Annotated in this window: 22 protein-coding genes; 10 read left to right on the top strand and 12 right to left on the bottom strand. The window is 43.0% G+C overall.

Annotated features, from left to right (window positions below):
• Positions 1-18 precede the first annotated feature (18 nt).
• Positions 19-438, bottom strand: a complete 420-nt coding sequence (locus tag VR862_RS10975; RefSeq protein WP_324721016.1) for an SRPBCC family protein — start codon at positions 436-438, stop codon at positions 19-21.
• 132 nt (positions 439-570) lie between these two features.
• On the bottom strand, positions 571-1,485 hold the full coding sequence (locus VR862_RS10980; RefSeq protein ID WP_324721017.1) for a LysR substrate-binding domain-containing protein: 915 nt from the start codon (positions 1,483-1,485) through the stop codon (positions 571-573).
• Positions 1,486-1,568: 83 nt separating this feature from the next.
• Between VR862_RS10980 and VR862_RS10985 the strand changes: the two genes are divergently transcribed.
• Complete coding sequence (locus VR862_RS10985; protein WP_324721018.1) at positions 1,569-1,928, top strand: hypothetical protein; 360 nt, start codon at positions 1,569-1,571, stop codon at positions 1,926-1,928.
• Between the two features lie 3 nt (positions 1,929-1,931).
• On the opposite strand, the gene VR862_RS10990 is transcribed toward VR862_RS10985, so the two are convergent.
• The 4 genes from VR862_RS10990 to VR862_RS11005 form a co-directional block, all read right to left on the bottom strand.
• The gene (locus tag VR862_RS10990) at positions 1,932-3,044 is read right to left on the bottom strand and encodes a sensor histidine kinase (protein WP_324721019.1); all 1,113 of its coding nucleotides are present in this window, start codon (positions 3,042-3,044) and stop codon (positions 1,932-1,934) included.
• Between the two features lie 2 nt (positions 3,045-3,046).
• Positions 3,047-3,808, bottom strand: coding sequence for a LytR/AlgR family response regulator transcription factor (locus tag VR862_RS10995; RefSeq protein WP_324721020.1), 762 nt, complete (start codon positions 3,806-3,808; stop codon positions 3,047-3,049).
• 118 nt (positions 3,809-3,926) lie between these two features.
• On the bottom strand, positions 3,927-4,475 hold the full coding sequence (locus tag VR862_RS11000) for a hypothetical protein (RefSeq protein ID WP_324721021.1): 549 nt from the start codon (positions 4,473-4,475) through the stop codon (positions 3,927-3,929).
• 297 nt (positions 4,476-4,772) lie between these two features.
• Positions 4,773-5,438 (bottom strand): response regulator, encoded by a 666-nt coding sequence (locus tag VR862_RS11005; RefSeq protein ID WP_324721022.1) that lies wholly within the window; start codon positions 5,436-5,438, stop codon positions 4,773-4,775.
• A 250-nt stretch (positions 5,439-5,688) separates the two neighbouring features.
• Here VR862_RS11005 and VR862_RS11010 point away from each other — a divergent pair, with 250 nt between their 5' ends.
• Complete coding sequence (locus tag VR862_RS11010) at positions 5,689-6,765, top strand: endonuclease/exonuclease/phosphatase family protein (protein WP_324721023.1); 1,077 nt, start codon at positions 5,689-5,691, stop codon at positions 6,763-6,765.
• 81 nt (positions 6,766-6,846) lie between these two features.
• On the opposite strand, the gene VR862_RS11015 is transcribed toward VR862_RS11010, so the two are convergent.
• Entirely contained in the window at positions 6,847-7,554 is a 708-nt protein-coding gene (locus VR862_RS11015) for an arylesterase (protein WP_324721024.1), read from the bottom strand.
• Between the two features lie 61 nt (positions 7,555-7,615).
• On the opposite strand from VR862_RS11015, the gene VR862_RS11020 reads away from it, so the two are divergent.
• The 4 genes from VR862_RS11020 (at position 7,616) to VR862_RS11035 (ending at position 12,817) form a co-directional block, all read left to right on the top strand.
• A complete protein-coding gene (locus tag VR862_RS11020) occupies positions 7,616-8,299 on the top strand; it encodes an ABC transporter ATP-binding protein (protein WP_324721025.1) in 684 nt (227 codons plus the stop codon).
• Positions 8,286-10,832, top strand: coding sequence for an ABC transporter permease (locus tag VR862_RS11025; protein ID WP_324721026.1), 2,547 nt, complete (start codon positions 8,286-8,288; stop codon positions 10,830-10,832). The genes VR862_RS11020 and VR862_RS11025 overlap by 14 nt, the downstream gene beginning before the upstream one ends.
• A 138-nt stretch (positions 10,833-10,970) precedes the next feature.
• Positions 10,971-11,981 carry an LLM class flavin-dependent oxidoreductase gene (locus VR862_RS11030; RefSeq protein ID WP_324721027.1) on the top strand — a complete coding sequence of 337 codons (1,011 nt, stop codon included), beginning with the start codon at positions 10,971-10,973 and terminating at the stop codon, positions 11,979-11,981.
• 47 nt (positions 11,982-12,028) lie between these two features.
• Positions 12,029-12,817 carry a PhzF family phenazine biosynthesis protein gene (locus tag VR862_RS11035; RefSeq protein WP_324721028.1) on the top strand — a complete coding sequence of 263 codons (789 nt, stop codon included), beginning with the start codon at positions 12,029-12,031 and terminating at the stop codon, positions 12,815-12,817.
• Position 12,818: 1 nt separating this feature from the next.
• Here the strand turns inward: VR862_RS11035 and VR862_RS11040 are convergent, their stop codons facing one another.
• The 3 genes from VR862_RS11040 to VR862_RS11050 all read right to left on the bottom strand — a co-directional run bounded on the left by VR862_RS11040 (position 12,819) and on the right by VR862_RS11050 (position 16,937).
• Positions 12,819-14,306: a flavin monoamine oxidase family protein gene (locus tag VR862_RS11040; protein ID WP_324721029.1), complete on the bottom strand. Its 1,488-nt coding sequence runs from the start codon at positions 14,304-14,306 to the stop codon at positions 12,819-12,821.
• Positions 14,307-14,715: 409 nt separating this feature from the next.
• On the bottom strand, positions 14,716-16,530 hold the full coding sequence (locus tag VR862_RS11045) for an adenylate/guanylate cyclase domain-containing protein (protein WP_324721030.1): 1,815 nt from the start codon (positions 16,528-16,530) through the stop codon (positions 14,716-14,718).
• Positions 16,527-16,937, bottom strand: coding sequence for a hypothetical protein (locus VR862_RS11050; RefSeq protein ID WP_324721031.1), 411 nt, complete (start codon positions 16,935-16,937; stop codon positions 16,527-16,529). The genes VR862_RS11045 and VR862_RS11050 overlap by 4 nt, the downstream gene beginning before the upstream one ends.
• 806 nt (positions 16,938-17,743) lie before the next feature.
• Between VR862_RS11050 and VR862_RS11055 the strand changes: the two genes are divergently transcribed.
• The gene (locus tag VR862_RS11055) at positions 17,744-18,685 is read left to right on the top strand and encodes a YitT family protein (protein WP_324721032.1); all 942 of its coding nucleotides are present in this window, start codon (positions 17,744-17,746) and stop codon (positions 18,683-18,685) included.
• A complete protein-coding gene (locus VR862_RS11060) occupies positions 18,666-19,217 on the top strand; it encodes an HD domain-containing protein (protein ID WP_324721033.1) in 552 nt (183 codons plus the stop codon). The genes VR862_RS11055 and VR862_RS11060 overlap by 20 nt, the downstream gene beginning before the upstream one ends.
• Here VR862_RS11060 and VR862_RS11065 read toward each other — a convergent pair.
• Positions 19,214-21,709, bottom strand: a complete 2,496-nt coding sequence (locus tag VR862_RS11065; protein ID WP_324721034.1) for a glycogen/starch/alpha-glucan phosphorylase — start codon at positions 21,707-21,709, stop codon at positions 19,214-19,216. The two genes, VR862_RS11060 and VR862_RS11065, sit on opposite strands and share 4 nt — an antisense overlap.
• Before the next feature lie 205 nt (positions 21,710-21,914).
• On the opposite strand from VR862_RS11065, the gene VR862_RS11070 reads away from it, so the two are divergent.
• A complete protein-coding gene (locus VR862_RS11070) occupies positions 21,915-22,352 on the top strand; it encodes a PepSY-like domain-containing protein (protein WP_324721035.1) in 438 nt (145 codons plus the stop codon).
• A 118-nt stretch (positions 22,353-22,470) separates the two neighbouring features.
• Here VR862_RS11070 and VR862_RS11075 read toward each other — a convergent pair whose 3' ends face one another.
• The gene (locus tag VR862_RS11075) at positions 22,471-23,502 is read right to left on the bottom strand and encodes a hypothetical protein (RefSeq protein WP_324721036.1); all 1,032 of its coding nucleotides are present in this window, start codon (positions 23,500-23,502) and stop codon (positions 22,471-22,473) included.
• A 141-nt stretch (positions 23,503-23,643) separates the two neighbouring features.
• Here VR862_RS11075 and VR862_RS11080 point away from each other — a divergent pair, with 141 nt between their 5' ends.
• Positions 23,644-25,824 (top strand): tetratricopeptide repeat protein, encoded by a 2,181-nt coding sequence (locus VR862_RS11080; protein ID WP_324721037.1) that lies wholly within the window; start codon positions 23,644-23,646, stop codon positions 25,822-25,824.
• The last annotated feature ends 28 nt before the right edge of the window (positions 25,825-25,852 follow it).

Raw genomic sequence — 25,852 nt, forward strand, 5'->3', positions numbered from 1 at the left:
ATTTCACAGCCTTTTCTATTAGCCGTGTTGTTCGGCATACTTCCTGAAATTTTCAAGTATAGCCTGCCAGCCATCCCGCTGCATTTCCCGGCTGTTCTGTTCTTCAGGATCAAATGTTTCTTCAATAAAAGTAGCATTGTCTACCGCCTTAAAGTAAATGCCTACTTCCCTGCCGTCTCCAAGAATATAACGAATAAGTCGGTGAGGCTCTACCTCCTTATACTTTCCGGAGAGATCAAACCCGGCGCTGCCGTCTTTTGCCTCCATCCTATATTTGAAGGAGCCTTCTTTCCGCAGGTCATTTTCTGCAGCAGGAGTATGCCATTCCGGTGTGGCAAAATTCCACCTTTTGATATGTTCCGGAGCCGTCCATAGATGCCATACCTTCTCTATTGGAAGCGATACCAGCGTTTCCACCGTAATCTTACCTGTTTTCATAGTCTGTCCTTATTCAATTACTCAATATCTGCCATCTTAATTGCAGCTGATTAAATTTACAAAAATAGCTCCTTAAAAGATCAACCGGTTTACCTTTTTGACACCTTTTGTAAGAGGCTATTTATTCCCGCTCTACAGGATATTTGCAAAATGAGTAGAAATGATCCTGCTTTTTTCTTGTTGAATAAAAGAACGGTAAGCCTCGGCAACAGGGGATAATTTCTTGGATTTGAGCCAAACCAGCTTCCAGGTAGATTTTATGGGAAGACCTTCAATAGGTATGACCTTGAGATCTCCGCTCCTCAATTCCTGTCTTATTCCTATCACAGGCATTACTGAATATCCCAAACCTGCTATTACGGCCTGCTTAACGGCCTCGTTGGAGGTCAGCTCCAGGCGTTTGTTTACTTTAAGGTTATTCTTTTTGCAAAAGCCTTCCATAGTTTTTAGAGTTCCCGAACCCTGCTCTCTAAAGATGAGTGGTACACGACCTAAAAAGCTCGTATCCTGAGGCTCTTCAAAATCTGAATCTTTGGCACCTATGAGGTAGAGTTCATTATCCATCAGGTCGATGTGCTCCACTTTTAAATTTTCGGGAGAAAGGGAAAGTAAGGCAAAATCTACCTCATTTTTTTCAAGACTTTCCAACACTCGCGCCCGGTTCGTAACGTCAAGCAGCAGTTCAATATCCGGATGCCGCTTTAGAAAATCGGTGAGGAAATGTGGCATGACGTATTTTCCCGTAGAAACTACCGTGATGTTTAATTTTCCAATAAGATGTCCCTTGTATGCCGCCGCCCTTGATTTCATAGACTCCGCTTCCCCCAGGATCCTCCGGGAAACCTCTGCTATTTCCTTTCCAAAATCGGTGATAAACAACCTTCTTCCTATCACCTCCAACAAAGGGATCTCAAACTGCTCCTGTAAATTCCGGATCTGTATGGATACAGCGGGCTGACTTAGGTGCAGTTCTTCGGCGGCCTTTGTAATACTCAAAGTCTCACAAACTTTTAAGAATACCTGCAGTTGATGAAAGGTTACATCCATAAAAATTTTTAATATATATCATTAAATATATAAATAAAAATTAATCACCCGACTAATTACTTTTGTAGGATGAATTCGAAAGCATGAACAATTCCCCTGCAGTGGTTGAAGCACCTGAAACAACATTTGAAAAGCTCCTCGATCTTATTGATCAAGGTGATCCCACTGTTATTCTTTCCTCCGAAAACACCTTTAACCTTAACGAGCTGTTTAGGCATGAATTCATTTTCATCAACATGGAAAAGCTGGAGCTTACAGAAAAAGGAAGAAAGGCGAAAGAAGTAGGTGTTCGTTCATTTTTAGATCAGCAGGAACTTCCCGGGCAGCATCAGGTATACACCAGTAAAAAAATAGATAAAGTTGCTTTTTATAAGCCCTTCCTTAGCATGATCATTTTCTTGTTAACCGGCCTGCTTTCATTTTTGATCTGGATGGTAAGTTAAAAATTATAAGGTTAGGGAATGCGGAGTGGTCGGGATCCTTACTACTGTTTCTACTCCTGTTCCCTGCCTTTTATTGCGAACCGTAAAGCTGTATTTATTTCCATAAAGATTTGCTAGTCGGGCATTAATATTTGCCAATCCTTTTCCTTTTTTCATCAGCTTCTCTTGTTCTTCCTTAAGACCTGCTCCGTCATTAATAACCTCGATGACCAAATCATCTTTGTCTAAGTAGATCCTGATAATGATTTCCAGATCTACATGTTCATAGGAATAGCCATGTTTTATAGAGTTTTCAAGAATTGGCTGTAGCAACAGAGCAGGAACCTCTTTAGACAACAAGTTTTCATCGATCTCGCGGGTGATCTTTAAGTGATCGGAAAATCTTACATTGAGAATATTCAGGTAGTATTCGAGCGTTCGCAGCTCTCTTTCTAAGGGGATCACAGTCTCATCTCCACTATAGAGGATCTCTCTCAAGAAGTCGCTGAGATCTGCAATGGTGTCTTTTGCCTTTTCTTTATCGAGATCGGCCAGTACTGCAATACTGTTTAGGGTGTTAAACAAGAAATGTGGTTGTAACTGTGAAGACAGCATCTTCATTCTGGTATTGACCAGCTGAGTTTCCAGCTGTGCCCGGTGTTGCTCGGCTTCCTTTACCTGTCTCACATAATAGTAGGTGTAGATGATAAAGGTCATAGCAAAGTAAATGAGAAAATTGAGGTCTACCACGATCATGAACCTGGTAAAGCTTTCTTTTACCTCATACTCCTCTAAAGTCATTATTCCTGTAAGGATGCTGTAGATATCAAAAATGAGTCTTATAATAAATCCAATGAGCAGAGAAAAGACCACATGAATACTAATGATCTTTACCCAGGAGTAATTCTTATTGAGAAAACGTTTTGTACTAATGGCAATGATGGTCATATAAAACACCACGATCAACCAGTCGATCAATACATTGTTTACCAGGAAATCATACCAGGGTTCATACTTTCTATCATGGAAAACCGTCCTTAGGTAAGCTGTCTTTGTAATAAATACAATATTGAAAAGCCCGTAGAAACCGGCAAGTAAAATGATCAGCTTAAGGTCAATGTATTTCTTCAGTTTCATGCTCAGATCCCCAGTTTTTCCAAAAATTCTTTCTTGTTCGATTTACTTACATGAAGCAATTTATTGTCCTTCATTCTTGCATCAACTTCAGAGTAGTCTGAATGTACTATCTCCTTCACATGGTCGAGGTTGACAATCGTAGAGCGGTGTATTCTGAAGAAATTTCCACCCTCCAACTGCTCCTCAAGGTTGTTCAAAGATTCTCTTAAAACGTACTTGCCTTCACCGGTATAAATCTCGGCATAATAACCTGAAGCGATGATGTAAAGAATATCCGGCGGATCTACAAGCACGGTTTTATTCCCCTGTTTCACCGGAATTTTACTCAGCTTCCCCTGTTGGGCCTCCCTGGAAAATATCCTGAACAATTCTTTTATCCTTTGTTCAAAAAGATCATCGGCTTCCGTTTTACTGGTATTCAATACCCGCTCCACAGTTTTGAAGAACCGCTGGTCCTTAAAAGGCTTCAGTAGAAAATCAAAAGCTTCAACGTCAAAAGCACGAGTGGCGTAGGAATCATAGGCAGTAACAAATACAACCACAGGTTTGGGCCTGGTCTCGATCTTTTGCAGGACCTCAAACCCATTCATGTCTTTCATGTTGATATCCAGAAAAATGATATCAGGTTTTTCAGTATTGATCCTTTTGATAGCGGTTTGTCCATTGGAGCACTCCCCTATCACTTCTATTTCTGAAACATCTTCCAGAAGGTTTAAAACCCGCCGGCGCGCCAGTTCCTCGTCATCGATGACAAGTGCCTTCATACCAGTTGTGATTTGTTCCTCCAATTTAAAGATTTTTAATGTTCCAGCTATTCCTGCCAAGTAAAAACCATCAAACGGTAAGGTCGCCTGATGGTATAGGGGTCGAATCCATTTAAGATTAATTGCTCGCCACTTCTGTTCCTCCCAGAGGAGCCTCCAGGGTAATTCTCTTTCGGTCTTTCCCGTTCTCGAGCTTGATCTTGTAATAGCTCTTACTCAGGATACCCTCATTTCCTTTGGTTACGTGGACATTCTTAGTCATGGCCCAGCCTTTATGATCACGGTAGAGCTGACTTCTTAGTTGCTCTGGTAAAACAATATTTTTGAATCTGGAGCTGCTTCTTAAAAGATCACCTTCGGCAGTGTATTCGGCTTTTAAAATGCCTTTTCTGCTTACGAAGCTTACTTCATAGAAATCATAATCTTCATGGCCTACAGCATTGATGAAGTTTTCTATATCGAAATAGGCGTCCATAAAAGCCAGAGGATCTTTTTCAAATTCCCCCGAATAGGACTCCTTTACATTGTAAGAGAAGCTGTTGCCCGATTGCTTTACATCTTTAGAAAGAGGTGCAAATCCCACCCTGGCTTCCTTAAGTTCGGTAAATTGCTGTGCATGACCTGTTCCGAATACAAGTAGTACGAAATAAAAGATGAGCGTTTTCATAGTTCTAAGTTTTAGGATTAATATATCACCAAAACTAAGTCATGAATAGGCCCCTACGGGATGGAATGATGTGAATGGCTCATTGAGAGTAAGCTTTTGGAACAAACCTGATAAGAGCAGAGTTTTAAAAACAGCAGCACCATAAATTGGGAACCGCTGCAAAAAACAGAAGGTTCAAATGCCTTTTTTGGATACTCACTGCAAAAACATCCGGAAATAAAGAGGCCGCCTCTCCTACGTACATTCCGATTACCCTACATTCTCGGAAGTGCGACTTAAGAAACGGCCTTTCTTTGTCTATATCAACTTGAGATCCTTGAGGATCCCTACAAGGTGAGGGGTGGTATTGGCACCAAACTCCTCACGCAATTCTTTTAATCTTTTTTCAATAGAGCTTTTACTACTGGGGGAAATGTTCCGGTTTTTAAAATCCTCCTGTATATCCTCCTGGGTATGACCCGTAGCGACAGCCTTTAGCATTTCCATCTCCCAATCCCCTAGAATCAACATATTGTTGCTCTTCAAGACATTCTCAATACGGGCAGAATTATATTTTTCACCCCTGTTTACTGCAAGAATAGCTTCCTGCAGATCACGCATTCCATGACGATCCTTACAGATGTAACCATTAATATTCCCCGACTCCCAAAGGTCTCGCACAGTTTGCGGATGATCTTCAATGGAGTTGACCAGGATCTTTAGTTCCGGATCCTCCTTTTTAAGGATGGAGATAAGTTCCTTTCCGGAATTTATTTTTTGCGTGCGATGATCATTTTTAAATGAAAGATCACAAATAAGAAGATCGAAAGGTTCACCTTCCAAAAGAGCTTTTTTAGTGAGTAACCAGGCTTCATCACAATACTGTGCATGCTCCACCTTCTCAATTTCCAGATCTTTTAGCAACCCTGAAACTGCAAGGTTTATGCTGTCCATATCTTCGGCCACCAAGACTTTTCGAAACATTCCTACTTGTTTAGGTAATCTCACGACTTCATTATTATACCTTCAAAATTAAAACAATCTACGCAGCAGTTTTTACGGTTTTCCACAATTTGACGAAAAAACTCCATCTTTTTTTGATAATCTCCAGTTCCGGATCTTCCTTTCTGTTCGAAAAGACGGGCTGAAAAGTTCCCTTTTTGAAAGAAATACTCAAGGGTGTTTAACAGTTAAAACCAAAGCTGTATATTTGATTTGCCTATCTAACCATAATATGAATATTCCGGAATTAGCTGCCTACATACTGGGGATCATTATCCTTTTTCCTACAGTAGCATCCATAAGTAAGCTCGACAACTGGTGGATAAGAGACTTTGATTTTCCGCGATTACAAATAAGCACGCTTATAATAGCAGTGCTCATCTACTGCGTCACTGCTTTTGATTTTAGTGCCATCTGGGAATATATAATGGTAGGCCTGCTTGCATTGAGTTTCATCTACCAGGCTATAAAGATCTATCCCTACACCTACATTGCCTCCAAACAGGTTAAAGAATATGTAGGGGAAGATGTAGAAAGGCAAATTTCTGTTCTGGTAAGCAATGTCTTAACCACCAATGATAAGTATGACAAATTGATCAAACTTATCATCAGGGAAAACCCCGATCTCGTCCTTACTTTGGAAAGTGATAAGAAATGGGAGAGGGAACTTGAACCAATTGAAGAAGAGTATCCTTATACGGTAAAGATCCCACAGGATAACCTCTATGGAATGCACCTTTATTCCAAGCTGGAGCTGGAAGATATCGATATCCAATATTTGATCACCGAAGAGATCCCTTCAGTTCATGGTAAGGTAAAGCTCCGAACCGGGGAAAAGATCAACATTCATTGCCTGCACCCCAAACCGCCCAGCCCTTCTGAAGACGACACCTCTACCAATCGTGATGCCGAGTTACTGCTGGTAGGTAAGGAAATTGATGGAAAGGATTCCACTCTGGTATTTGGCGACCTCAACGATGTGGCATGGTCCCGAACTACAAAGCTATTCCTGCGCCTAAGTGGTTTACTTGACCCTCGAATTGGCCGCGGATTCTACAATACCTTTCATGCCCAATATCCTGTTTTTCGATGGCCCCTGGACCACGTCTTCCACAGTTCCGATTTTTTACTGCTGAAGTTGAAGAGACTGGAAGATATAGGTTCAGACCACTTTCCAATCTTCATTAAGCTGGTTTATCAGCCTCTTCAAAAAGATCAGAACGGGGAAACTGAAGAACCTGAAGAAGAAGAGGAAGAATGGGCAGAAGAAAAGATCGAAAAGGGAAAACAGTCCGAAAGGACATCGTGAAAAATTCATTTTGACACCCGTACCGGGTCTGCCTTGATAAAAGCCGGGAAAGACGGGATCCAAAAATGCCTTTTTTGGAACCTATTTGGCTTCGGTGAGCACGGGTTTCAAAACCTCCCAAACATTTTGTGCAACTATGTCGTAACCCTCGGCTGTAGGGTGAATGCCATCCTGTTGATTTAATTCAGGGTTTCCGGCTACGCCTTCCAGGAGAAAGGGAATCAGGTGAACCTCATTTTCGCGGGCAAGCTCAGGAAAGACTTCTTTGAAATCTGAAGTATATTCCGGCCCCATGTTTGGCGGGATCTGCATGCCGGCAAGGATAATCTCCACATCGGGATTTTTCTCCCGTACTGTTTTGATGATCGCCTGGAGATTTCTCCTGGTCTCCTCTACCGGAATTCCCCGTAGGCCATCATTAGCACCAAGTTCTAACACAAACACATCAACATCCTGATTGAGCACCCATTCGATGCGATTCTTACCGGCTGCGGTAGTCTCCCCGCTAAGTCCGGCATTGATCACTTCGTAATTGAGCCCCAGGGAATCGATGATTTCCTGGATTTCGGCAGGATAACCTTCAGCCGGATCCAATCCCATGGCTGCAGTAAGGCTGTCTCCAAAAAAGAGGATCTTCCCGCTATCCCCGGTAGCTTCAGCTCCTTCAGCTTCATTTTCCACTTCAGTAGCGGTTTCTGTTTCAGTATGCTTTTCCTCTTTGGAAGTTTCCCCGCAGGAGGCAAAGAAAAAGAGGGTGGTCAAAAATGGCAAATACAACAGGTTTCTCATAGCTACAGGCTTGAAGTGGAAATCATTTCTTATTTTGCTTTTTCTGAAAGCGATTTTAAAGATGACAAAAATATTGAACGTGCGCAACCTGGAGAAGAGCTATTCCAGCGGCTCCAGGCAGCTCACCGTACTACACGACATAAGTTTTGATATTGAAGAAAAGGAGACCTTTGCCATTGTAGGTCCTTCAGGGAGTGGAAAGACCACCCTGCTGGGTCTTTGCGCCGGACTTGACCAACCTGATGCGGGAAACATAGAGCTCTGCAATACTAATCTCAGCGAACTCACAGAAGATGAGCGTGCAGTGCTGCGCAACCAGAAGATTGGATTTGTATTTCAGGACTTTCAACTCCTTCCCACCCTCACGGCACTGGAGAATGTTGCCGTTCCACTCGAACTTCAGGGTGCCAAAAATGCCATGAAAACAGGTCGGGAGTTACTGGATAAAGTTGGGCTGGGTGACAGGTATGATCATTATCCTTCGCAGCTATCGGGAGGGGAACAACAACGGGTAGCCGTAGCCAGGGCTTTTTCCAATAACCCTGCTATTCTTTTTGCAGATGAACCCACCGGTAATCTCGATGCCGAAACGGGAGAAAAAGTCATTGAACTGCTGTTTGAGCTTAACAGGGAAGCGGGCACTACTCTGGTGATAGTTACACATGATCTTGATCTCGCAAATATGACGCAGCGAATTTTGCGCCTTAAAGGCGGAAAAATAATGGAGTCTCATGAGCAAGTTTAGATCAACCTCCTCTTTTTCATGGCTGGTAAAAATGGCCTGGCGCGACGGGAAAGCCAGCAGCCGAAAACTTGTGCTCTTCATGGCCTCCATAGTCCTGGGAATTGCTGCCGTTGTGGCCATCCAATCCTTTGGAGAGACACTGAAAGACAATATTTCCCTGCAGTCAAAGTCCATGATGGGTGCCGATTATAAAATTGATATGGACAAAGCTCCCGGAAAAGAACTCCTGTCAATAATGGATTCCCTTGGAGGTGCCGAAGCCAAAGAGATCAGTTTTGTCTCTATGGCAGCTTTTCCCGGCAAGGAGGGCACCAAACTCGTACAGGTTCGGGGAATCGAAGGCGACTTTCCCTTATATGGAGAGCTGGAGACAGATCCTCCCAATGCTGCAAGAACTTACCAGGAACAAGGACAAGCTCTTGTTGATGCCACTGTCATGAAGCAGTTGAGTCTGGAGCCGGGGGACAAAGTAAAAATAGGAGAAGTGGTACTTCCTATAGCAGGAGCCTTAATTTCGGTCCCGGGGAGCAATGCATTTTTCAGTTCGGTGGCACCCCCGGCGGTAATTCCTTTCAGGTTTATTAAAGAAAGCGGCCTGGTGCAAACCGGAAGTCGTATCTCTTATGACTTCTACTTTACTGCAGCTCCCAAGGTCGACCTTGAACAGCTGGACGAAGTGCTGGATCCACGGCTCGATGCCATGGAGGCAGATCTTGACACCCACACCTCGACCAGTGAAAGGCTTGGTCGACGCTATGAAAATTTCGGAAAGTTCCTGAACCTGGTCGCTTTTATTGCGCTGCTTCTCGGGTGTGTAGGGATCGCCAGCGCGATCAATATTTATATCAAGGGCAAGTTAAAAGCAGTGGCAGTGTTGAAGTGCCTTGGAGCAACAAAAAGACAGACCTTTTATATCTACCTCCTTCAAATTGCAGGAATGGGCATGCTTGGAGGCATTTTAGGAACTATTACCGGATTGTTTTTACAGCAGCTTTTCCCCATCCTGCTTAGAGACCTTTTACCTCTGGATGTAGAGATGAATTTCTCGCTCCAAATAGTTCTTATCGGCCTACTTCTGGGAATCTTTATGGCGGTGCTGTTCGCGTTGATCCCTTTAATTGGCACTCTCTATATTTCCCCTTTACAGGCCTTAAGAGTTCAAAGCAGAACAAATAAGAAAAAAGGTAAAGCAGAGCTGGCAGTTTTTGGTGCCATCTTTCTTTTTATTCTCCTATTTTCCTACTGGCTGTTGCAGGACTGGAGATATTCCCTGGCTTTTGTGGTAGGGATCATTGTAACGTTTTCCATACTTGCCGGAATAGCGCGGCTGTTTATGAAAGCCATCCGCGATAACTTTCCTTCGAACTGGGGCTTTCCGGCAAGGCAAAGCTTACAGAATCTTTACAGGCCGCAAAACCAAACTCTTACGCTTGTTCTTGCTATTGGGGTAGGTGCATTCCTCATCAGCACCCTGTACTTCACAAAAGATATTCTCCTGGCACAGGCCTCTATTGATGCGCAAACCAATAGCCCTAATATGATCCTGCTCGACGTGCAGGCGGGACAGGAGAAAGATGTGGAACAAACGATAAGGAAAAGCGGGAATCCTGTTCTGGATGATATCCCTATAGTAACAATGCGCGTGCACACAATAGAAGGAAGAACAGTTAACCAGATAAGGGAAGATTCTACCTCCAACATCAACAGATGGGTCTTAAATCATGAATTCCGGGTAACTTACAGAGATTCCCTTATTAATTCTGAAGAACTTCTTGCCGGAGAGTGGATACCCGAAGTGACAGATCCTAACCTCATCCCAATCTCTGTTAGTGACAATTTCGCTGAAGACGCAAAAGTGGAGCTTGGCGATAAAGTAGCCTTTAATGTGCAGGGGGTGATCATGAACACCGTAGTTCGCAGCGTGAGAACTGTAGACTGGAGCAGGATGCAACCCAACTTCTCTATAGTCTTCCCAAAAGGAATATTAGAAAATGCACCACAGTTTCGCGTCATCACTACCAAGGTGGCAAATGAAAACGCCTCGGCTTCCCTTCAACAGGATCTCGTTCAATTGTATCCGAATATATCAATTATTGATCTGCGGCAAATCCTTAAGGTAATAGAGGACCTGCTGAATAAGATCGCATGGCTCATCAACTTTATGGCCTTTTTCAGCATTTTGACAGGAATAATTGTGCTCCTGGGAGCGGTGAGGACCAGTAAATTTCAGAGGATTCGAGAAAGTGTTCTATTGCGAACCCTCGGCGCCCGCAGTAAACAGATCCTGAAGATCCTGGCCCTGGAATACTTCTACCTTGGAGCATTGGGTACCCTGTCGGGAATTTTTCTTTCCCTCGTAAGTGGACAACTGCTGGCCTGGCTATTGTTTGACACCGCCTTTATTCCCTCGTATTTCCCATTCCTGGTCCTGTTCCCTGCAATCACTTTGCTGGTTATGATTATTGGTCTCACTAATAGTATTAGTGTAATAAAAAGTCCGCCGCTGGAAGTACTTAGGAAGGAGAGCTATTGAGTTTTTAATTAAAGGGACGGATAAAAATTTTCCTCTGAATATCATTTTTTAACTAGCCTCTCAAAAAGGTCATTTTAAAACCAAATCCTGCCGGTCTTCCTTTTCAAATTCCCGAAATTTGAAAAAAAATAAATTGTTATGTCTCAAAAGAAATCTCTCATACCATATTCCATTCTTGAACTCGCCAGTGTTGGCGTGAATTCCTCTGTACAGGAAACCTTTAAGAATAGCCTGGATCTGGCTCAGAAGGCAGAAGATATGGGCTACCATAGATTCTGGCTGGCAGAGCATCACAACATGAAAAGTATTGCCAGTTCGGCTACCTCAGTACTAATTGGTCACATCGCAGGCGGCACGAAAAAGATTAGAGTGGGTAGTGGTGGCATCATGCTTCCAAACCACTCACCTCTTATAGTAGCTGAACAATTCGGCACCCTGGGTTCCCTTTATCCCGACAGGATCGATCTTGGACTGGGAAGGGCTCCGGGAACAGACCAGATCACTGCGCATGCTATTCGAAGTGACCGTATGCAGGCAGTTTATAAGTTTCCGGAAGAGATCTCGGAGATCCAGCAATATTTCTCGGTAGAAAATAAAAACGCTAAGGTACGGGCCACAGTAGCTGAAGGGGTTGATGTTCCTTTATATATTCTGGGTTCAAGTACAGACAGTGCACATGTTGCTGCAGAAAAAGGTTTACCCTATGCTTTTGCCAGCCATTTTGCACCTGCCCAGCTTTTTGAAGCCTTGAATATCTACTACAACAAATTTCAGCCTTCTAAATATCTTGAGAAGCCATATACCATCGGCTGCATCAATGTTATTGCGGCCGAAACTGATGAAGAGGCAAATGACATCTCCACCAGTCTTCTCAGGTTGATGTTGGGAGTAATGACCGGGAATATTGATTATATGCAACCGCCTGTTCCAATGAATGCTGAACTAAGAGAGTTGGCTGCAAATCCTGCTTTTCAGAGAATGTTGAAATACGCCTTTGTTGGCAGTAAGGAAAAGGTAAAGGAACAAACTGCCGAATTTCTGAAACAAACAGGAGTCAGTGAAGTCATGGTCGCTTCACATATTTACCATCACAGGGACAGGTTGGAATCATACAGGATATTTTCAGAAATTATGCAGGAGCTCAATTAAAAGTTAAGGTGTGGCCATTAGTGATCCTGAATTTTTACTTTTATGCAATGCAATTACACCTATACCAGATCAACGCTTTTACAGACCGCTTATTTAGTGGTAATCCCGCTTGTGTGGTCCCGCTTTCTGAATGGCTGCCCGATGAGCTTCTCCTGAAAATAGCAAAAGAGAATGCTGTTGCCGAAACGGCCTTTTTTGTAGATATGGGCTACAAGTTTCACCTAAGATGGTTCACGCCCGAAATGGAAATGGACCTCTGCGGACACGCCACTCTTGCAGCTGCTCATGCCTTAAAGGAGATCAGGAAATATTCGCGTAATACCATCATTTTTGACACCCTTAGCGGTGAGTTGAAAGTGACAGTCGACAACGGCAAATATGTGCTTGACCTGCCATCCCGAAATCCTGTTACTACGCCTCTCCCGGACCTCCTAAAAAATTCGCTGAATATTCAACCCCAGGAAATCTTGAAAGCCAGGGATTTTGTCCTGGTGTATAACAGCGAACAGGAAGTAAGAGATATACAAATTGACCGAAGCCAATTCGATCAACTCGACCTGGGAACGGGCGGAGTTGTAGTTACCGCTAAAGGGACAGCATGCCATTTTGTTTCCCGTTTTTTTACTCCCGGGGCTTCTGTTTTTGAAGATCCCGTGACCGGTTCTGCCCATTGTTCCCTTACGCCTTACTGGAGTGAGAAACTCGGAAAGAATGAATTAACGGCAATGCAACTGTCAGAACGAGGTGGCCGGTTGTTCTGCCGTAATAAAGACCAGCGGGTTGAAGTTGCCGGCAGCGCCCGTACCTACTCCATCGGGAAACTTTTTACCGACTAGCTTAGCTGCTAATCTCTCTAGCTGCACGATAGCCCGATCTCAAGGCTCCTTCCATGGTACTTCTTAAGACACTGGTATGCTCCCCTGCAAAATGAATATTCCCCTGTGCTGCCTGTAGGTCTTTTAAATGAGCAGTTACATCCCCGGGTGCCGGCCAGCTGGGGCCACCGAGCGCATAGGGATCTTCTCCCCAGGCCTTGAAATATCCACCGGTGAAATGATCTTTTACACCGGGATGCACTTTCTCCATTTCGTTCAGTTGCCTTTCAATTGCCTCCTTATCTGAAAGGCCTTTTAGTTGTTTTGCACGGTCACCGGCAACATAGCTCTCAAGAATAGCAGGTCCTTCCTGCATATTATGCATATTGTGATAGGGGTTAACCTGCATCACAGGAAGATCTGTAAACGCCATTCCCGATAGTCCTTCATTCCTCCAAAAAGGCTTATCGACCTCAAGGTAGACGCGGGTTAGATCGATCTTTGGCATTTTGTCTATAGCCTCTGTTTTAGCTGCTGAAAGAGGAGGGTCAAAAGTGACATTTTGGAGTACCTTTAGTGGCAGGGTGACTATAACTTCATCTCCGCTAAAACTGGTTCTCTCTCCATTTCTATTAGCAATGACCTCTATCCCGTCACCTGAGTCCTTTATACTCTCTACCTCCACTCCATACTGAATATCATCCTTCATTCGTGCAGCCATTTTCTTTGGCAGGAGATCATTCCCACCTTTTAGAAGGAAAGGCATACCACTCATGAAAAGCCCAAAATCTGACATTGCCATAGACAGTCCGGAGGTTTTGTGAGGTACGGCAGCAAACCATTGAGTATTTTGCAGGAGCTTTATAGCTCCGTCACTCGCACCCTGCTTTTTCAGATAATCGGCAAGAGACATTTTATCAAAATTTACCACCGGCGATTTATCCCATAGTCCGGGATCTCCGGCCTCTTTCGGTAGGGTATCTATGATATATTTTTGAACCAGTGCCATGGGATCTTTCCCCTGTTCTTCAGGATCGAGCTCGTAAGGCCAATCCACCTGTTCGCCTGCTTTGGCAGTGATACGTTTTCCGTTGAGGTGGTATATGATTTCTTCTTCTGGCCAGGCATAAGGAATTGTTTCAAGCTCAAATTCCCTGATGAGCTTTACTGCTTCAGTATAACTTTCAGAGTAAGCTGCAGCGCCCTCTTCAGCATACAGACCTTCAGCAAAAGGCTTACTTATAGTAGAGACCCTGCCTCCTGGCCTGTTTCGAGCCTCAAGAACCGTTACCTCATGACCGTCCTTGCGCAGTTGCCAGGCAGCAGCAAGGCCTGCAAGACCGGCGCCGACCACAACCAGCTTCTTTTTTGAATTTGTTTTGCCGGAAAGGAATTCTGTAGCCGAAAGACTCGCAGGAAAAAAGATTCCTGTTCCTAAAGCTCCCAATCCCAGGCCTACCTGTTGTAAAAATGTTTTTCTGGAAATTCTTCCCTCGCTCTCTTTTCTCATAATATTTAGGTTGATTAATATTTTCCTGACCAAAGAATAAAGTAGGGGGAATTTTTACCCCCATGTTTGGGAGCAAAGCAGACAATAGCTGCCTGAATATTAAATATATAAAAAAAATAAATCTTCTTAAAAATGGCACCTTTGACCCACTGAAACATCTTGTTGCCTTAGCAATGCTGCACATAGGGCAAAAAACAATAGCCCCTTTCAAGGAGATTTGGTATGAAGATAGGCCTGGCCATGGCCATTATCAAAGATCTCCTACCTTATATTCCCGGCTGTAATTCGTTGTGTTCCATGCCTTATAGCTATACTTGAGGTGAAGATTTTCTTCATTAGGTAGAGATATACCTCTTTTATAGTTTACCCAAAGTTGTACTCCAAAAATGTCATTTTTGAAAGTCAGCCATCAGGCTACGCAGCTTTGCTCTGCCTGCTTTGGACCTTTCACAAAGTACATCTTCATCATGCCTTTATTTTTCACACTGATCTCCCCCCGGTGATCGCAATCGAATTCATCTTTAATCAGCCTATAGGTATTTTCTGAAATATTAATTTTCCCGATCTCGGAACAGGTCTCCATACGTGCTGCAATGTTTACTGCATCTCCCCATATGTCATAGGCCCATTTTTTACTACCTACAACTCCTGCCACCACAGGTCCCGAGTTGATCCCGATCCTTATTTCAAACCGGGTTTCCTTGTTGGACTCGATCTTTTGGGCATCTTTTACAAAGCTTATCATTTCGCAGGCTGCTGCTACTACCCGCCGGGCGTGATCTTCTACCGGAAAAGGTACTCCCCCGGCACACATATAGGCATCTCCTACAGTTTTTATCTTCTCGAGCCCATGCCGGTCTACAATTTCATCAAATTTTGAGAAGTAAAAATCCACACTCTTTACAAGCTTTTCCGGCGGAAGGTTTTCGGCGTAATGGGTGAAATTTTTGAAATCGGTGAACAGAACAGTCACTGCGTCAAAACGCTTTGCTTTTACCTTGCCTTTTTCTTTAAGTTCCATGGCTGTTTCCTGCGGCAGGATGTTCAACAGCAAACGGTCGGAGCGGTTCTTTTCCTTTTCAATGATCTTCTTGGTTCGGCCTATGTATTTATTCCGCCTGTACAGACCAAGCGCCAGTAACAATATGAGAAATAAGGCAACTCCCGTGGCTATCATAATGTTGCGCTGGTTGGCCTGTCTCTCGTTAAGGAGATCCACCTGAGTCTGTTTTCTATCCAGTTCAAAATTGGTACGCAGATCTGCCATCTCCTCTATGGTCTTCACATCCTTTATACTGTCCCTGTAAGCTATATAGCTTTTGTAGTGGTCTAAAGCCCGGGAGGCATCCCCCAAACCCTCATATATTTGAAACAATTGAAAATGAATTTCCTCCTGCTCCTTTCTTAATCCGTATTGCCGACTTACATCCAGGGCTTTTTCCGCAAATTCCAGAGCAGCGTAATCCTGGCCTTTTTCGAGATAGATTTCCGTCATTGCCTTTAAAAAATCTGCAATCCCATAGAAATCCTTCTCCTTCTCCAAAATTTCAATGGCCTGGTTTAGATATTTTTCTGCTTCATAGGATTTTCCCTGTAGTGCATAGATACGGCCTAGATTACCAAGGCTGTAGGCCTCATAGATTTCCTCCTTATGATTCCTGAAAATTTCTCTGGCCTCGGTAATTGGTTCTAAGGCAAGATTTGCCTGTCCTTTTTCCAGGAGATCATCACCAAAATTGTAAAGGACAAGACCGAATATGACAGATTCCCCATCTTTTCTTAATAATTCTATTCCTCTCTCATAGTACGTTGGAGAATTCACGAAATCTCCACTTTCAGAATAGGTATTGGCAATTTCTACATAAGCTATTCCCAGTTCTGTTTGGTGATTAGTGTTTTCTCCGAGTCGGGCAGCTTTATATAGAAACTCCAGGGATTTATCAAAATCGGCCGCATAGCGCCATCCTACTCCGTTGACCCGATTCACTTTTATAATTAAAGAATCCGGAGCGTTTTCGTCCAGATTCTTCAAAGCAAGAGTGGCGTATTTTAAAATACTATCTGCACTTTTCTCCTCTTCTGCTATTTCGATCAGAAGCCGGGGATCTTCCCTTCTTTCGGGTGTTGAATAATAGATCCCCTTTAGAGAATCGATTTCTACTTCCTGAGCATTAATTACCTGTGGAAGTAGAAAGCAAAGTAATATGAGGTACTTTTTTTTCATTCAACATTTACCATTCTGATTTTTGGATCAACCTCATATTCAACTTTGTGTCCCTTGATCCTGAAGGTAAGGGAATAACTTTCCAGGCCCTCAATATATTCATCTACTACCTGCGCGGTATAAGAACCCCGATGGGAAGGATCACTTCCGATATCCTGGAGAAGCCTCGGGCCATCACCTTTACGTTTCACACCCGTTATTTCTATAGTGTCCCTTTGTTCATCTTTTGGTTCCCCTAACCAAAAGACTTTCTTTCCTGCGCTTACTTCCGAAGTGAAATTGACGGGATCCCCTTGTGGTTCTTTATTGCCCCGGTTATCCTTAAATTTTACATGTTTGTCCACACTCCCCGGCTGGATCTCTTTTGTATTCACAATCATGTAGATCCTGGTGTTCTCTGCTGCCATGTCATTAATTTTTGGTTAATTAATTCATTATCAAGTTAGTAAAGAAACTTCAGCTTGTCAATAAATTTCGTTGAAGTACAGGAAAGTGAGCCCCAAAGACTATCCCCGACACCAGGTTGCAAGCCAAAGACGACAGGACTACTAATTTTTTGTTAATCAGATATTTAGCTTATCTAATTAATATTAATTTAATCGCAGATATTTCAATTTACGTTCGTTTTTTCCCTGGCAACAGACCGGGAATTATCACTACGTCTTTGAAGAAGGAAAATTTCACTACCCTACTTCCCGGCTCATCGACAAACCAAGACGGCGCATATCGACTGCTTAGATCATTTACCGAATAAACTCAGATGTGGTATGGCCGGAATCACAGGGACAAACCTATATCGAACCCGGAACCAACAAAACCGCCCTTTACGTGCGACGGTGGCAGGAAAAAGTCTGGTTAATTCTTTCGGTGAAGGAGCTGAATTAAGAAAATAACTACCTCAAAAAGAGCTCATAAGAATATAACTATTAGATCCATATAATGGGAACAGTTACTCTGAAAAAGAAGTCATGTAATATTTTTTTTCTTAACTTAATCAAATAGAGTTTTCCAAATCGATGGAAATTAATGGAGAGAAATATAAGATCAGGTATTCGAAAACCTTGTCAAGGCATTAAAGTAATGCTGATTTTGCAGAAAGAAAATGATCTCAATTTTCAGCTTCACTTTCAACGAAAACAGGTGGATTTGGTTAACTTCAAGAATAAAAAACTATACAAGCTTATGAGGAGCTAGTCGTTATTAATAGCAAGTAATGCAACAGAACAAAACGATCAACTGGAAATCACTTTTCTCCTTTCATTCCATAGTATATTCCTTACTGGGAGTGCTTTCAGCAATGGTCGCTTTGGAAGGATTCATGCTGCCCAACCACTTTCTTGACGGCGGAGTGACGGGAATTTCCATTCTCGTTGAAGAGATCCTTCAGGTGCCTTTTACCTATCTCCTGGTAATCTTTAACCTTCCTTTCCTTTACCTGGGCTACAAAAAGATCGGTAAAACCTTCGCACTTCGTGCCCTTATTTCTATTCTCATGCTTACCGTCCTAATGCATTTTGTAGAAATTCCTGCCGTAACCGAAGACAAGGTTCTAATAGCCGTTTTTGGTGGATTCCTGATTGGGCTGGGAATTGGCCTGGTCATTAAGGCCGGAGGTGTATTAGATGGTATTGAGATCATGGCCCTGCATACCACCAAAAGATCTGCGTTTTCCACGGCCGAGATCATTCTTACTTTCAATGCCCTGATCTTTATTGGTGCAGCATTTGTTTTTGACATAGAGACTGCGATGTATTCATTTTTAGTATATTTCACTGCGGCCAAGACCACAGATTATGTAATAGATGGCTTTGAAGCGTTCACGGCCTTGACCATAATCTCCAGTGAATGTGAAAAGGTGAAATCCCTTATTGTAAATGACTTTGGAAAAGCTATTACTGTCTATAAGGGAGAAAGAGGATATTTACCGGGAACTTACAATGTAAAGCATGATTGCGATATTGTGATGACCATTGTAACCCGACTGGAAATACACAGAATAAAAGAAGCCACTATCAATATAGATCCTAAAGCCTTTTTCTTTGTCCAGAGGATAAAAGAGGTAAAAGGAGGAATTGGAAAACAAACCGCAAAAGACCCTTTTGAAGATCATGTTCACGCAAATCTACAGGAAAGTAATGTCCAATCTGGAGAATAACCTCCCTTCCTGGTTATACTACCATTCCCCCGACCACACCAGATATGTTCTTGAAAAATCAATTTTTCTAGCAGAACAGGAACAAATCTCAGGCAGGGAACTGTTCCTTATTAAAGTTGCAGCCCTTTACCACGACCTTGGGTTCATCAAAGGCAGGGAGGAACATGAGTGCAAAAGTTGTGAAATGGCTGCTGCCGAACTACCTGAATTCGATATTACTCCTAACGAGATCGAAAGAATTTGCGGGATGATCATGGCCACAAAAATACCTCAGCAACCAAAGAATCTTTCGGAAAAGATCCTGGCTGATGCCGATCTTGAGTATTTGGGTACTGATAGCTTCTATGAAATTAGCGAGAGATTGTACAAAGAAATAAGACACAGCCAGCCGCAGCTGTCAAGGCAGGAATGGAATGAAATTCAGGTAAAATTCCTTTCCAACCATTCCTACCATACTACGTACTGTAAAAAGTACTGTGAAGAAGTAAAGGCTGCCCATTTGGCTGAACAAAAAGCCCGGCTGGCAAGTTAGTCCTTAATCCTTACAGGTTCTACTTTCCATATTTTCTCGCAGTAATCCCTAATAGAACGATCTGAAGAGAATTTCCCCATCCTTGCAACATTAAGAATAGATTTTCTGGTCCATTCCTTTTTATCATCCCAAAGTTTAAAGATCTCTTCTTTCTTTGTACAATAGGAATCAAAATCTTTTAAGAGCTGATATGGGTCCTGCTGCAGTAAATTGTGATAAAGAGGTTTAAATAGCTCAGTGTCGCCGTCGGCCAGTTCTCCCGACACCAGAAAATCAAGGACTTTCTTTAACTTCTTATTTTCCTGGTATAACTGGTAAGGCCGGTAACCTTCTTTTTTCGACTGCTGAACTTCCTCTGTGGTTTGTCCGAACAGGTAAAAGTTATCCTCTCCTACCTCTTCAAGGATCTCCACATTCGCTCCATCAAGTGTACCAATTGTGAGCGCCCCGTTCAGTGCAAATTTCATATTTCCTGTACCCGAAGCTTCCTTTCCTGCCATAGAGATCTGCTCCGAAAGATCGGCTGCAGGGTAAACTCTCTGTGCCTGTTTCACATTGAAATTCGGTAGAAAAACCACCTTTAAGAGCTTATTTACCTCCTCATCATTGTTCACGAGATCGGCCACTGCGGTAACCAGTCTTATAATGAGTTTGGCCATGAAATAGCCGGGCGCAGCTTTTCCTGCGAATATGAAAGTTGAAGGTGCAATATTTTCAGATTTTTCTTCCTTTATTCTCAAATACAGGTCGATGATGTGCAGCAGTTTTAAGTGCTGCCTTTTATACTCATGGATACGTTTGACCTGTACGTCGAAAAGCATGTGTGGATCTACCCTTACTCCTGTTTGCTCTTCCAGGTGCTGTGCAAGGAATTTTTTATTTTGAAGTTTTACCTCCTGCCATCTCTTCTGAAATTTTTCATCTTCGGAAAATTTCTCCAGGTAACTGAAGCTTGTAAGATCGGTCAACCACTTGTCACCGATCTTCTCCGAAATAAGTTTCACCAGACCGGGATTGGCAACTGCAAGAAAGCGCCTGTGGGCCACTCCGTTAGTTACATTAGTAAACTTATTGGACCAGAGATCGGCAAAATCATTTAATACCTGCGACTTGAGAAGTCGGGAGTGCAGTTCAGAAACCCCGTTGACCTTAAAACTTCCTATTGTCGCCAGGTGAGCCATTCTAACTGAAGGTTCCCCCTGCTCATCGATCAAGGACATACGGGCGATCTGCTCTCCGCTAAATCCTTTATCCCGAAGTTCATCCAGAAAACGACCATTGATCTCGTAAATGATCTCTAAATGCCGGGGGAGCAACCTGCCTAATAAACTTACCGCCCATTTCTCCAAAGCTTCGGGTAGTAAGGTATGGTTCGTATATGCAAAGGTTTCCCGGGTAATATCCCAGGCAGCTTCCCATTCCATTTGATGTTCATCGACCAATAGCCTCATGAGTTCGGCTACGGCAATTGAAGGATGTGTATCGTTTAGCTGAATAACGAACTTCTTATGAAAATCCTTCAGCTTCCTACCCTGCACTGTATGTAGGTTGATCATGTCCTGCAAAGAACAGGATACAAAAAAGAACTGCTGCTTGAGGCGCAGCTCTTTGCCTGAAAGATTCTCGTCGTTTGGATACAGTACTTTAGTAATATTTTCCGACCGCATTTTCTTCTCCACAGCACGGTAGTAATCTCCCAGATTATAGACTGAGAAGTCAAAAGATTCGACAGCTTCGGCTTTCCAAAGTCGCATGATGATCCCGTTGCTTTGATACCCCAGGATAGGTGTATCATAGGCAGTTCCTTTTATTTCCGATTCAGGCAGCCATTTTACCTGATATCTGTCTTCTTCATCCATACCATGTTCGGTGCGGCCACCAAACTTGACAACATAAGATATTTCGGGTCTCATGATTTCCCATGGATTGCCGTTATGCAGCCACTTATCTGTAGCTTCTACCTGCCATCCATCCCGGATATCCTGCTTAAAGATTCCGAATTCATACCGTATTCCGTAACCTATGGAGGGAATTCCAAGGGTTGCTAAAGAGTCCATATAACAGGAAGCCAGGCGGCCTAATCCACCATTTCCAAGACCCGGTTCCACTTCCTGTTCAAGGATTTGATCCAGGTCCAGGTCTAATTCACTTAAGGCTTCCTGGGTTTCATCGATGATCTCCAGGTTTAGAAGGTTATTTCCAAGGTGAGGCCCCGGAAGATATTCGGCTGAAAAATACGCGATTCCACGGGCATCCTTTTGAGCAAATTCTTCTGTAGAACGTACAAATTGCCTAAGAGCCCTATCCCGAATTGTAAGTGCAAGTGCGGTATAAAGATCATTATTTGTCGTTAACGCAGGCACCCGGCCGAGATGATAAAAAAGCTTATGTAGAAAATCCTTTTTTATATCTTCTTTAGCCAGACCTACTTCACTGGCCTTGCTCCCAATAGACGCAAAATAGCTCTCAATAGTCTTTTTGTGTTCTTTCATAGTTGCTTTTTCTAAAAAGTAAGAAAAAATTAAAAAATGCTAATGCAGATAATTATTTTATAAGATTATTTTATGAGTTGTAGGTATTTAATGGGGACCTTCTCAGCTTTCAATCCCAACCAGCTATTTAACAGAATATTAAATCTTTGCCGGCTGCCAGGACAGCAGCTTGTTCTAAATTTATAGGAACTAAAAATAAAAGATCATGAAAAAGTTATTTTTGACAGGTATAGGATTATTGTTTTCCACCGCCATTACATTTGCCCAGGCAGATACAGGTAAGTTACCTCAAAGCTCTCAGGATTTCCTCAAGAAACATTTTTCTTCGGAACAAGTTGCAAAAGTAGAGAAGAATGACAGCTGGTACAACTGGGACAAGGATGAAATGTATGAGGTCAAACTGGCAAACGGAATCAAGCTGGATTTCAATAAGAACGGTGAGATCACAGAAATTGACAGCAAGGAAGGGTTTACAATTCCTCTTCAGGCTCTTCCGCAGGTGATTAGCACTTATTTAGAGCAGAACAACCTGGCAGACCATGTAGTGAGTTGGGAAAAAGAGGATGACGGCCACGAAGTGCAACTGGCAGATGGTCGGGAATTAGAATTTGATTCCGCAGGAAAATTCCTGAAGGAAGATTAAAAGAAAAATCAGGTGTCAAAAATGACATTTTAGACACCTGATTTTTACAGTTTCGAGTCTCACCAAGGGCGGGATACTCCGGCAGAGACGCTGTTGCGGATTACAACAACGCACATTCCTACTTTGCCGACGGAACAGAAAATATCTTGAACATATTATGGCTCTGTGGATCGGGGATCTCTGCTATAAATGCATAGGTACCGGGTTCTAACCTGGCCTCTATATAACCTACACTTGATTCGTAGTTCCCGTCTTCTGCCGGCAGTTCCTGCATTCCTCCAAGAAATGTCACACCCTCCGGAACCGGAGTAAGAAGACCGGCAGGTGATGACCAGTTCATCCAGGCATTAAGGCCGTCCACATCGGCATTATCGCTGAGCTTTACCAGATGTACATCGTGACCAAGGGCATGGGTGTAAGTGGTTTGGTCTTCAAAATTGACTTTTATGATCTGTTTTCCGGGACGTACCTTTTCACCAAAAGTGATTCCGGAGTTAGTTGAAATATCAACTTCCATTGTTGATTTGGGCTCGGCATAACCGTTTTCCTCATCAGTGACTGTAAATCCTTCGATCATCCCCATGGTGACATGGAAGATGTTAGCTTCATTTTTAACATAGCATTCAATAGTGTAAGTACCCGGCTCCAGGTAGACTGTGCTTCTGGCTGTATGGCCTTCTGAAACTATACCTGGTCCTCCGGTAAAGACAATATCACCATACCATTCAACAGCCCCAATCGCAGCAAAAGCCTCGTTCATCTTACCCCAATCCTCGGCAACAATTGCATCCATTGCATCCTGGAAAAGAGGAACAATTTCTGCCTTACTATCCTCAAAGGTTTTCCCTTCGGGCATTCTTTCGATAACAAAGAAGTGCGGAGCATGACCATTATTGACATACTCAAAGGTCGTCCATCCAGAAGGGATTTGAGACTGGATCTGTAGGTCCATATGATTAGTTACTACTTCAACCACATTCTGCTTCGCTTTTACTCCTTTATCAGTTTTTGCCTGCAATGCCAAAGCTTCAGACTCCTGAATATCTTCAGGTTCACATCCCACAAACATGACCAAACTTATAATTCCGATAAATAGGAGGGAAAATATCCCGGCAGCAATGAATTTTTTTTCAAAACTTTGATTTTTCATGATAATTAGGTTTTAAGTTATAGATTCAATTTTAACAGGATTTAATTCTCCTGTTTGTTTAATGCAGTAAAATTACCGGCGATTCTTTGCTAACTCCGTTTTATGTCTTAGATTTCCATCTAAGAGCAGAATTCATTAGAAGTGATTGAGTTAAACATTTTAGGGCCGGCCGAAATACGAAATTCTAAGGGAGAGTTGGAAAACTCCTTTCTGGCCGGCCCAAAACGTTTAGCCCTGCTTACTTTCCTGTTACTGCACCGCCCCCGCGGCTTTCACCGCAGAGATAGCCTGCTCCCTCTTTTCTGGCCTGAGCAGGATCAAAAAAGTGCAAGGAATTCCCTTAGCAATATGCTCTACCACATAAGAAAAACTCTTGGGAAAGAGGCACTAAAGAGCAGAGGCACAGAAGAGATAATGATGGTTCCCCAGGCTTTTTCTTCAGATGCTTTATTCTTCGAGGAAGCGATCGGGAAACAGGATTATGAAAATGCACTAAAGGTCTATAGAAGTGATCTTCTTAAAGGATTCTTTGTCAGCAACATTTCCCTGGAATTCGATCACTGGCTGGAGAAAGAGCGGGAAAGGTTCCATACTTTAGCCAGAGATGCCTGTTCAAATCTGGCAGATTCATTCTTACAACAAAATAATTATGAAAATGCGGCTAAATGGTTGAAAAAGGGAATAGAATTAGATCCTGACTCGGAAGAGCTTCATATGAAGTTGATGCAGTCACTTCACTATGACGGTAACAATAAGGCTGCCCTTGAAGTTTATGAGAATTTCAGCAGGTATTTGCAGGACGAATGGAATGAAGTGCCCAAACCGGAAATCAGAAAATTCGCCTCCAATCTTTCCGAAGAAACAAAGAAAGTTCCGGAACCACCGCGAGATCCAAGTAACAAAACAGAAGATGAGGCTTCAAAAAATGCTCTGGCCGTTCTACCTTTTGAAGACCTCAGCTCCAGGAAATTGCACTTTGCCGAAGGGATACATGGTGATATCCTTACCGCACTTTCCCGGATAAGTGATCTTCATGTCATCTCCAGGACCTCCGTAAAAAATTATCCTAAAACCGAAAAAACTTCGGCTCTTATTGGAAGGGAGCTTAATGTCACCTGGCTTCTTGAAGGGGAAGTTGAGCAGGCAGGAAAAATTATCAGGATCAATGTTCGTTTAGTACATGCCCCGAATGATTCACAGGTATGGTCAAAAATGTATCAAGAGAAATTAACGGCAGAGAACATTTTTTCAATAAGAGATGCGGTTGCAGATGACATTTTAGAGACCTTGAAGATTCGGCTGTCTCCTCGTGAGAAAACACGGGAGGTACAGCATCCTACCCAGAACCTTGAGGCCTACCGGCTTTACACTTTAGGCAGAAGTAGTTTGGACCTGCGAACAGAGGACGGTATCTACCGCGGACTTGATCTCTTTAAAGGTTCGATAGAACTTGATCCTGACTATGCTCTGGCCTGGTCAGGTCTTGCTGATGCACATTCCCTGTTAAAATACTATGGACTCCCCTTGCCGCCAAATTCCCTATCCCCAATATTTGTTGCTTCAAAGGCTGTGGAACTAAACCCCAATCTCGGAGAAGCTCACTGCTCGTTAGGGATTGCCTATTCCGGAGAACAGAATGGTCCTGCTGCCAAAAGGGAATTCGAAGCAGCAATAAATCTTTCACCCAGTTATGCCGAAGCTTATATCTGGCTAGGCTGGATCAATCTAATGATGGGAAATGCTACAGAAGCACTTGCCGTGGGCGAAAAGTCTGTAAAATTCAATCCTCTTTCCCCTGCCTTCAGGATCTTTTTATCAATTATTTATCTGGGAAATAAGAAGTATGCTGAAGGCCTTAAAGAAGCTCAAAGAGCAAGAGAGATCAATCCCGATTATAGCTTCACTCATTTTGTAGAAGGGCTGAGCCTTTATCATCTTGACCAATTTGAAGAAGCGTTGTTCGCTTTAAAGAAAACATTGCCTCACGCGCTTCCTCTTAGTACTCCTTCCAGGGCAGAAGTACAGACCCTGATGGCTTTTTGTTATCACGCACTTGGCAATAGCGAGTGGGGACAGAACTTAAAAGAGGAGATTCACAGCCGTATAAATCCTTTCCCCATGGCTATGCTACATGCCCTCTATGATGAAAAAAATGCCGCTTTTCGTTCTCTTGAAAATGTGCAGGAGTGGGGTTCTTTTTCAAACGAGATCATCAGGTATCTTTTTCCCAAGGTATTTGCAGACCTGCGTAAGGATGAACGCTTTACCCAATTAATTGGAAAAATTAACAAGGCCTGGGGACTTGAGCAGGAGCATGAATAAAACAGGTTTTCCAATTAAAGAAACGGCA

This window comes from Salinimicrobium aquimaris (assembly GCF_035607535.1).
In the GTDB taxonomy this organism is placed as follows: Bacteria; Bacteroidota; Bacteroidia; order Flavobacteriales; family Flavobacteriaceae; genus Salinimicrobium.

Bases quoted from the DNA above. Each gene is read 5' to 3' on its own strand.
- VR862_RS10975 (WP_324721016.1), bottom strand. From the start codon at position 438: ATGAAAACAGGTAAGATTACGGTGGAAACGCTGGTATCGCTTCCAATA.
- VR862_RS10980 (WP_324721017.1), bottom strand. From the start codon at position 1,485: ATGGATGTAACCTTTCATCAACTGCAGGTATTCTTAAAAGTTTGTGAG.
- VR862_RS10985 (WP_324721018.1), top strand. From the start codon at position 1,569: ATGAACAATTCCCCTGCAGTGGTTGAAGCACCTGAAACAACATTTGAA.
- VR862_RS10990 (WP_324721019.1), bottom strand. From the start codon at position 3,044: ATGAAACTGAAGAAATACATTGACCTTAAGCTGATCATTTTACTTGCC.
- VR862_RS10995 (WP_324721020.1), bottom strand. From the start codon at position 3,808: ATGAAGGCACTTGTCATCGATGACGAGGAACTGGCGCGCCGGCGGGTT.
- VR862_RS11000 (WP_324721021.1), bottom strand. From the start codon at position 4,475: ATGAAAACGCTCATCTTTTATTTCGTACTACTTGTATTCGGAACAGGT.
- VR862_RS11005 (WP_324721022.1), bottom strand. From the start codon at position 5,438: ATGTTTCGAAAAGTCTTGGTGGCCGAAGATATGGACAGCATAAACCTT.
- VR862_RS11010 (WP_324721023.1), top strand. From the start codon at position 5,689: ATGAATATTCCGGAATTAGCTGCCTACATACTGGGGATCATTATCCTT.
- VR862_RS11015 (WP_324721024.1), bottom strand. From the start codon at position 7,554: ATGAGAAACCTGTTGTATTTGCCATTTTTGACCACCCTCTTTTTCTTT.
- VR862_RS11020 (WP_324721025.1), top strand. From the start codon at position 7,616: ATGACAAAAATATTGAACGTGCGCAACCTGGAGAAGAGCTATTCCAGC.
- VR862_RS11025 (WP_324721026.1), top strand. From the start codon at position 8,286: ATGAGCAAGTTTAGATCAACCTCCTCTTTTTCATGGCTGGTAAAAATG.
- VR862_RS11030 (WP_324721027.1), top strand. From the start codon at position 10,971: ATGTCTCAAAAGAAATCTCTCATACCATATTCCATTCTTGAACTCGCC.
- VR862_RS11035 (WP_324721028.1), top strand. From the start codon at position 12,029: ATGCAATTACACCTATACCAGATCAACGCTTTTACAGACCGCTTATTT.
- VR862_RS11040 (WP_324721029.1), bottom strand. From the start codon at position 14,306: ATGAGAAAAGAGAGCGAGGGAAGAATTTCCAGAAAAACATTTTTACAA.
- VR862_RS11045 (WP_324721030.1), bottom strand. From the start codon at position 16,530: ATGAAAAAAAAGTACCTCATATTACTTTGCTTTCTACTTCCACAGGTA.
- VR862_RS11050 (WP_324721031.1), bottom strand. From the start codon at position 16,937: ATGGCAGCAGAGAACACCAGGATCTACATGATTGTGAATACAAAAGAG.
- VR862_RS11055 (WP_324721032.1), top strand. From the start codon at position 17,744: ATGCAACAGAACAAAACGATCAACTGGAAATCACTTTTCTCCTTTCAT.
- VR862_RS11060 (WP_324721033.1), top strand. From the start codon at position 18,666: ATGTCCAATCTGGAGAATAACCTCCCTTCCTGGTTATACTACCATTCC.
- VR862_RS11065 (WP_324721034.1), bottom strand. From the start codon at position 21,709: ATGAAAGAACACAAAAAGACTATTGAGAGCTATTTTGCGTCTATTGGG.
- VR862_RS11070 (WP_324721035.1), top strand. From the start codon at position 21,915: ATGAAAAAGTTATTTTTGACAGGTATAGGATTATTGTTTTCCACCGCC.
- VR862_RS11075 (WP_324721036.1), bottom strand. From the start codon at position 23,502: ATGAAAAATCAAAGTTTTGAAAAAAAATTCATTGCTGCCGGGATATTT.